We start from the raw sequence: 7,329 nt of genomic DNA on the forward strand, positions 1-7,329 counted from the left end.
GGGGTGGGGTGGTTCGCCGGGGGTTTGTCGTTTGTGAGACTCGGGTTTTTCTCTGGGGGGTGGGGGGGGGGGGTTTGCCCTTGTTTGGGCGGGGGAGGGGGACAAAACGCCCGCTCACAGCGACTACGGGCGGCCGGCGTAGGGCATGACGTCGTCCCAGCGGACCGGGGTCTCGCGGACGTCGACGCCGGGGCGCGGGGCCTCGACCATCATCCCGCCGCCGGCGTACATCGCGACGTGCCGGATGGTCGACGGGTCGGACGTGTCGTTGGCGTAGAAGATCAGGTCGCCGGGCCGCATCGAGCCGTACGACACCTTGCCGACCGTGAGGTACTGCGACCGCGACGTGCGAGTGATCCACACGCCCGCGGCGTCCCACGCGCCGGACGTCAGGCCCGAGCAGTCGTAGCCCGGGTTCCCGGTGCCGCCCCACTGGTACGCGATGCCGATCTTCGAGCGCGCCCACGCCAGCGCCGCGCGGCCCTGGGCGGCGCTGCCCTGGCCCACGCCGCTCACCGGCGGGGGCTTCGGCGTCGGGTCGGGCTTCGGGTCCGGCCGGGGCGTGGGCTCCGGGTCCGGCGCCGGGTCGTGCGTGCGCGTGGGCTGCGGGTCGGGCTGCGCGGTCGCGGCGCCCCGGTCCCCGCCGCCGTCCCCGGCGGCCGCGCCGTCGGACGTCCCGCCCGACGCACCCGACCCCGCGTCGTCGGACCGGTCGGGCGAGGCCGCAGCATCCTGCCCCGCGCCGGCCGACGACGTGTCCTCGGCCGCGGCGTCCTGCTCCGCCCCGGTCGAGGCGTCCTCGGCCGCGGCCCTCGCCGCCCGCTCGTGCGCGGCCGCGGCGCGCTGCTGGCGGTCCGCCTCCCGCTGTCGCTCCAGGTCGACGGTGGTGCTGCGCAGGTCGGCGAGGCGCGCGAACAGGCGGTCGCGCTCCCGTTCGGCGGCGGCGGTGCGGGCAGTGAGGTCGTCGGCGGTGCGCCGCGCGGTGGCGAAGGCCGCCGCGGCGGCCTCGTCCGCCTCCTGCTGCGCGGCGCGGGCGGCGTCCCAGCGGGCGTCGGCGTTGCGCGCCGAGGCGCGCAGGTCCGCCTGCTGCGCGAGGGTGCGGGCGATCCGCCGGTCGACGGCTCGCTGCGCGGCGTCGGAGGAGACGACGTCGCCGAGGTCGCGGGCGCCGGCGACGACGTCCAGCGGCCCGAGGCCGCCCTCCGTCGCGCGCGCCGTGGTGCGGTACGCCTCGGCGAGGGACGCGCGGGCGGCGGCCTCGGCCTCCTGCGCCCGGTCGGCCCGCTCGCGGGCGGCGCGCGTCTCGCGCTTCGCGGCGGCGAGCGCCTCGCGCGCCTCCGCGTAGTCCTCCGCGGCGGTCTGGACGCCGGCCTCGGCGCGCGCGAGCTCGGCGCGGATCGCGTCCAGCCGCGCCTCGGCCCCGGCGACGTCCAGCCGGGCGGCGTCCTCGGCCGCGTGCGCTGCCGCGACGTCGTCGTCCGACGGAGGCTCGGCCCACGCGCTGCCCGCGGCGGGAGCCCCGCCGAGCAGCACGACGACCGCCAGCGCGGCGACCTTGCGCGACCGCGGGGTGCGTCCGGTGCCGGTCATGCTCCGCTCCTCCCCTGGTCTGCCCCCGGGACGACGTTCTCCGGGCAACCTCGCCCAGGCTCACCCGAACGGGAAGGCAGCGCCACCCGAGAGTGCGATGTCGACACGCAGGGCAAGGCGACACGCCGTCCATATTTTGGTCTCAGATCATGAGATCCCGCTGTCGCGGGGCGCGAGGCGGGGCTACGGTCGTCCGCATGACCCGTCGAATGTGCCGCTGACCACCGCGCACGTTCGCCTGCCTGCGGCCGCTCGTCGACCCAGCCACCCGCTCCACGTGCGCAGCCGACCGCCGCGGCACCGCCTCAGACGCGCAGGCCCTCCTGAGACCCGCCGCGGCCCGATCATCGCCGACCGAGCCGAGCCCAGGAGCACCCCATGACCGAGCAGCCCACCACCCCCGGCTGGACCTTCGAGACCCGCCAGATCCACGCCGGCCAGAGCCCCGACCCCGCCACCGGGGCCCGCGCGCTGCCCATCTACCAGACCACGTCGTTCGAGTTCCCCAGCGCCGACGTCGCCGCCGACCGGTTCGCCCTCGCCGACCTCGGCCCCATCTACACCCGCATCGGCAACCCGACCCAGGAGGCCGTCGAGGCCCGCATCGCCGACCTCGAGGGCGGCGTCGGTGCGCTGCTCGTCGCCTCCGGGCAGGCCGCGGAGACGCTCGCGATCCTCAACGTCGCGCAGGCCGGGGACCACGTCGTGGCCAGCCCCAGCCTGTACGGCGGCACGTACAACCTGCTGCGGCACACCCTGCCGAAGCTCGGGATCGAGACGACCTTCGTGGACGACCCGCACGACCCCGAGTCGTGGCGCGCGGCGACCCGCCCCACCACCAAGGCGTTCTTCGCCGAGACGATCCCCAACCCGCGCGCGGACGTGCTGGACATCGCCGCCGTCGCCGACGTCGCGCACGAGGTCGGGGTGCCGCTCATCGTGGACAACACGATCGCGACCCCCTACCTGGTGCGGCCGATCGAGCACGGCGCGGACGTCGTCGTGCACTCGGCCACCAAGTACCTCGGCGGCCACGGCGCCGCGATCGGCGGCGTCATCGTCGACGGCGGCACCTTCGACTACGCCGCCCAGCCGGAGCGCTTCCCCGGCTTCAACGAGCCGGACGCCAGCTACCACGGCCTCGTCTACGCCCGCGACCTCGGCGTCGGCTCGGCGCTCGGCGCCAACCTCGCGTTCGTGCTCAAGGCGCGCGTGCAGCTGCTGCGCGACCTCGGCCCCGCCGTCGCGCCCTTCAACGCCTTCCTGCTGGCCCAGGGTCTCGAGACGCTGTCGCTGCGCGTGGAGCGGCACGTGGCCAACGCGCAGCGCGTCGCCGAGTGGCTCGAGCAGCGCGACGACGTCCGCGTGGTGCACTACGCCGGCCTGCCGTCGTCGCCGTGGCACGACAACGCCACGAAGTACGCCCCGAAGGGCGCCGGCGCCGTCATCGCCTTCGAGCTCGACGTCGCCGACCCGGAGCAGGCTTCGGCCGCCGGCCGTGCCTTCGTGTCCGCGCTGCGGCTGCACTCGCACGTGGCGAACATCGGCGACGTGCGCTCGCTCGTCATCCACCCGGCCTCGACCACGCACTCGCAGCTCGCGCCCGAGGAGCAGGCGCTGTCCGGCGTGACGCCCGCGCTGGTGCGGCTCTCGGTCGGCCTCGAGGGGATCGAGGACATCCTCGCCGACCTCGAGCTCGGCTTCGCCGCAGCGGCGGGCACCGGCGACGCCGCCACCGACGCCGGCGACGAGGCCGCCGCGTGACGGGCGTGACCGGCGTGCCGGGCCGCCTGCCGGCGCGGCGCGAAGGCGTGGGCGTCGCGCCCACCGTGCCGTCGGTGGGCGGGCGCAGCTCGGGCGGCGCGCCGCGCGTGCGCCCCGCGCCCCCGCACCCGGCGTCGCGGTCGCGGGTGAAGCCGCCCGTGCCCGCCACGGGCGCCTGGCGCGAGGGCGACGCCGTCGCGGGCCGGAAGTTCGCCGACGTCGGAGCGGTGGAGCTCGAGGCGGGCGGCGTCTTGCCCGGCGTGCGGGTCGCCTACGAGACCTGGGGCGAGCTGGCCGAGGACGGCTCCAACGCCGTCCTCGTGCTGCACGCGCTGACCGGCGACGCGCACGTCACCGGTCCCGTCGGGCCGGGGCAGCCGACCGCCGGCTGGTGGGCCGACATGATCGGACCGGGCGCGCCCATCGACACCGACCGGTACTTCGTCGTCGCGCCCAACGTGCTCGGCGGCTGTCAGGGCACCACCGGCCCGGCGTCGGCCGCCCCCGACGGCCGCCCGTGGGGCGGGCGGTTCCCGCGCATCACGACGCGCGACCAGGTGGCCGCCGAGATCGAGCTCGCGCGGCAGCTCGGCATCGACCGCTGGTCGCTCGTCGTCGGCGCGTCGATGGGCGGGCTCCGCGTGCTGGAGTGGGCCCTGCTCGGGCCCGAGGCCGGCATCGCGGTCGACGGGATCGCCGCCATCGCGACGACGGCGCAGACGTCGGGCGACCAGATCGCCTGGGCGCACCCGCAGCTCGGCGCCATCCGCGCCGACCCGCGCTGGCGCGACGGGGACTACTACGACGCCGCCGACGGCGACGGGCCGGACGCCGGCCTCGCCATCGCCCGGCAGATCGCCCACACGACGTACCGCACGGCCGCGGAGCTCGACGTGCGGTTCGGGCGGCTGCCGCAGGGCGGGGAGGACCCGCTGGCCGACGGCCGGTACGCCGTGCAGTCGTACCTCGACCACCACGGGGACAAGCTCGCCCGCCGGTTCGACGCGAACTCCTACCTGGTGCTCACCGAGTCGATGCTGAGCCACGACCTGGGCCGCGACCGCGGCGGCGTCGAGTCCGCGCTGTCGCAGATCACGGCCCGGGCGCTGGTCGTGGCGGTCGACTCCGACCGCCTGTTCCCGCCCGACCAGGCGAGCCGCATCGCAGCCTGGGTGCCGGGCGCCGAGCCGCTGCGCATCGTCACCTCCGACTACGGGCACGACGGCTTCCTCATCGAGTTCGACCAGCTCGGCCCGATCGTCGCCGACTTCCTCGCGGGCGCCAGCGTCGAGGGCGGCCCGGACGACGAGTGAGCCCGGCATGACCGAGGCATGACCCCCACCGTCACCCTGCCCGACGGCCGCGCGGTCCCGCCGCCGTCCGGACCGGTGCCGGTGCCGGTGCCGATGCCGATGCCGATGCCGATGCCGATGCCGATGCCGATGCCGATGGAGATGCTCTGACGGGTCGTCGAGCGGGTGTCGGCGGCCGTGCCTAGCGTGGGACCCGGCCGCCGACCCGCGCGGCCGGCCCGTTCCCCGCAGTGTCGCTGGAGGCACCCATGGTCCGGCTCAACCCCTACCTCAGCTTCAAGAACCAGGCCCGCGAGGCGCTCGAGTTCTACCGGTCGGTGCTCGGCGGCGAGCTCGACATCAGCACGTTCGGCGGCATGCCCGCGGACTCCGGCATGCCGATCCCGGACTCCGACAAGGACCTCGTCATGCACGGCCAGCTCGAGACGCCGTCCGGCCTCACCCTCATGGCCGCCGACTCCGGCTCGATGATGCCGTACGTGGCGCCCACCAGCGGCGTCACCGTCGCGCTGACGGGCGGCCCGGAGGACCACGACTACGTGGCCGGCGCGTACGCGAAGCTCGCCGACGGCGGCTCCGACGCGATGCCCTTCGACAAGGCGCCGTGGGGCGACTACTACGGCCAGGTGACCGACCGGTACGGCATCACCTGGATGTTCGACGTCGGCACGGAGTGAGCACCGGGCTCACCCCACCAGCAGCGTCTCCCGGCGGGCGGCGAGGGCCGCGAGCTCGGCGTCGGCGGCGGTGGCCCGCTCCGCCAGGCGCTGCCGGACCGCGTCCACCGCGCGCCCGGCGGCGCCGACGCGGTCGCGCGCCTCGGCGATGCGGTTCCGCACCGACCAGTCCGTGAAGATGTTGTCGAACCAGATGTCGAGCGTGCGGGTGAAGCCGTCGACGCCGACGTCCCCGACCCCCTGCTCCCCGAGGTCGCCCAGCTCGACCGTCAGGCGCCGCAGCGCGCCGTCGGCCCGGCGCAGCAGGTCCGCGGCCTGGTCGAGGCGGTGGTGCTTGGCCATGCTCGCGAGCGCGCCGCCGTCGAAGAACGTGTCGTAGGTGGACCAGCCGTCGGCGCCGCGCAGCTCGTCGGCGGCCGCGCCGAGCGCCCGGGCGGCGGCCTCCGCGGCGGCCTGCGCCTCGACGATCTCCCGCTGCTCGGCGCGCCATGCCCCGGTCCGCTCCGCGACGTCGGCCAGCTCCGCGGCCGCCGCCCCGCCGGCATCGCGCAGCCACCGCTCCTTGACGGCCAGCGCCGTGCCCCAGCGCGCCTCGACGTCGCCCAGGGCGGCCAGCCCCGCCTCGACGGCGGCCAGCTCGCGGGCCGCGGCCTCGCGGCGGGCCTGCGCCGTTGCCGCGACGTACTCGGCGGCCTGCTGCTCCGCCCGCTCGACATCGAGCCGCTGCGCGCGGTCGCCGCGCAGCCCCGCCCAGACGCGGGACAGGCTCAGCGACTCCAGCCGCTGCACGTCCTGGGTCTCGTCCGCGAGGGACGCGCGCGCCGCGGCGAGCGCCTCGTCCGCGGCCGCCACCTCGTGGCGCGCACGCTCGCGACGGGCGGACTGCTGCGCGTGCTCGACGACGGCGGCACGCGCCGCGGCGAGCTCCTCCTCGACCCCATCGGTAGGCATGCGCACAACCTAACGGGGCGGCCAGTAGGTTGGGACGCATGCTCGCCGCCACCGTCGCCCGGTTCTCGCCCGACTCCCCGCTCGACGGGCTGGAGGTGGGCGACCGGCCGGAGCCGCAGGCGCGCGAGCACTGGACCACGATCGAGGTGCGCGCCGCGACGCTCAACCACCACGACCTGTGGTCGCTGCGCGGCGTCGGCCTGCGTGCCGAGCAGCTCCCGATGATCCTCGGCACGGACGCCGCCGGCACCACGCCGGACGGCACGCAGGTGCTGGTGCACGGCGTCGTGGGCGGCGACGGGCACGGCGTCGGGCCGAACGAGCGCCGCACCCTGCTGTCCGAGAAGTACCCGGGCACCCTCGCGGAGCGCGTCGCCGTGCCGACCCACAACCTGGTCCCGATCCCCGACGACCTGTCGTTCGAGGACGCCGCCTGCCTCCCCACCGCCTGGCTCACCGCGTACCGGATGCTGTTCGGTGCGGCCGGCCTGGCGCCCGGCGACCGGGTGCTCGTGCAGGGCGCGGGCGGCGGCCTCGCGACCGCCGCGATCGTGCTGGGCGCCGCCGCCGGCCTCGAGGTGACCGTGACGTCGCGCTCGGCGGAGCGCCGCGAGCGCGCGCGGGAGCTCGGCGCCTCGCACGCCGTCGAGACCGGCGGTCGGCTGCCCGACCGCGTGGACGCGGTGCTCGAGTCCGTCGGGCAGGCCACCTGGGCGCACTCCGTGCGGTCCGTGCGGCCCGGCGGCACGATCGTCGTCTGCGGCGCGACGACGGGTGACGCCCCGCCCGCCGACCTGACCCGCATCTTCTTCAACGAGATCCGCGTGCAGGGCGTCACCATGGGCACCCGCGACGACCTCGCCGCGCTCGCGCGGTTCGTCGCGCGCACGGGTGTGCGGCCCGTCATCGACTCCGAGGTGCCGCTCGCGCGCGTCGGCGACGGGCTCGCCCGCCTCGCGGCCGGCGAGCAGACCGGGAAGATTCTCGTCCTCCCCTGACCCCGACGTGTTGTGAGCGGGCGTTTGGCCCTGTTT

At 76.4% G+C, this 7,329-nt stretch carries 7 protein-coding genes; 5 read left to right on the forward strand and 2 right to left on the reverse strand.

The window, feature by feature from the left end; all coding sequences use genetic code 11:
* Positions 1-123: 123 nt before the first annotated feature.
* The gene (locus ACWF41_RS13140) at positions 124-1,590 is read right to left on the reverse strand and encodes a C40 family peptidase (protein WP_380325941.1); all 1,467 of its coding nucleotides are present in this window, start codon (positions 1,588-1,590) and stop codon (positions 124-126) included.
* A 378-nt stretch (positions 1,591-1,968) separates the two neighbouring features.
* Here ACWF41_RS13140 and ACWF41_RS13145 point away from each other — a divergent pair, with 378 nt between their 5' ends.
* From ACWF41_RS13145 to ACWF41_RS13160, 4 genes are all read left to right on the forward strand, one after another.
* On the forward strand, positions 1,969-3,354 hold the full coding sequence (locus tag ACWF41_RS13145; RefSeq protein ID WP_380325944.1) for a bifunctional o-acetylhomoserine/o-acetylserine sulfhydrylase: 1,386 nt from the start codon (positions 1,969-1,971) through the stop codon (positions 3,352-3,354).
* 107 nt (positions 3,355-3,461) lie between these two features.
* On the forward strand, positions 3,462-4,667 hold the full coding sequence (metX, locus tag ACWF41_RS13150) for a homoserine O-acetyltransferase MetX (protein ID WP_380325959.1): 1,206 nt from the start codon (positions 3,462-3,464) through the stop codon (positions 4,665-4,667).
* Between the two features lie 18 nt (positions 4,668-4,685).
* On the forward strand, positions 4,686-4,817 hold the full coding sequence (locus ACWF41_RS13155) for a hypothetical protein (RefSeq protein WP_380325947.1): 132 nt from the start codon (positions 4,686-4,688) through the stop codon (positions 4,815-4,817).
* 98 nt (positions 4,818-4,915) lie between these two features.
* Positions 4,916-5,344 (forward strand): VOC family protein, encoded by a 429-nt coding sequence (locus ACWF41_RS13160; RefSeq protein ID WP_380325950.1) that lies wholly within the window; start codon positions 4,916-4,918, stop codon positions 5,342-5,344.
* A gap of 9 nt (positions 5,345-5,353) precedes the next feature.
* Here ACWF41_RS13160 and ACWF41_RS13165 read toward each other — a convergent pair whose 3' ends face one another.
* Positions 5,354-6,295, reverse strand: coding sequence for a hypothetical protein (locus tag ACWF41_RS13165; RefSeq protein ID WP_380325953.1), 942 nt, complete (start codon positions 6,293-6,295; stop codon positions 5,354-5,356).
* 38 nt (positions 6,296-6,333) lie between these two features.
* On the opposite strand from ACWF41_RS13165, the gene ACWF41_RS13170 reads away from it, so the two are divergent.
* Positions 6,334-7,293: a zinc-binding dehydrogenase gene (locus ACWF41_RS13170; RefSeq protein ID WP_452182655.1), complete on the forward strand. Its 960-nt coding sequence runs from the start codon at positions 6,334-6,336 to the stop codon at positions 7,291-7,293.
* The last annotated feature ends 36 nt before the right edge of the window (positions 7,294-7,329 follow it).

This window comes from Isoptericola sp. NPDC055063 (assembly GCF_053608125.1).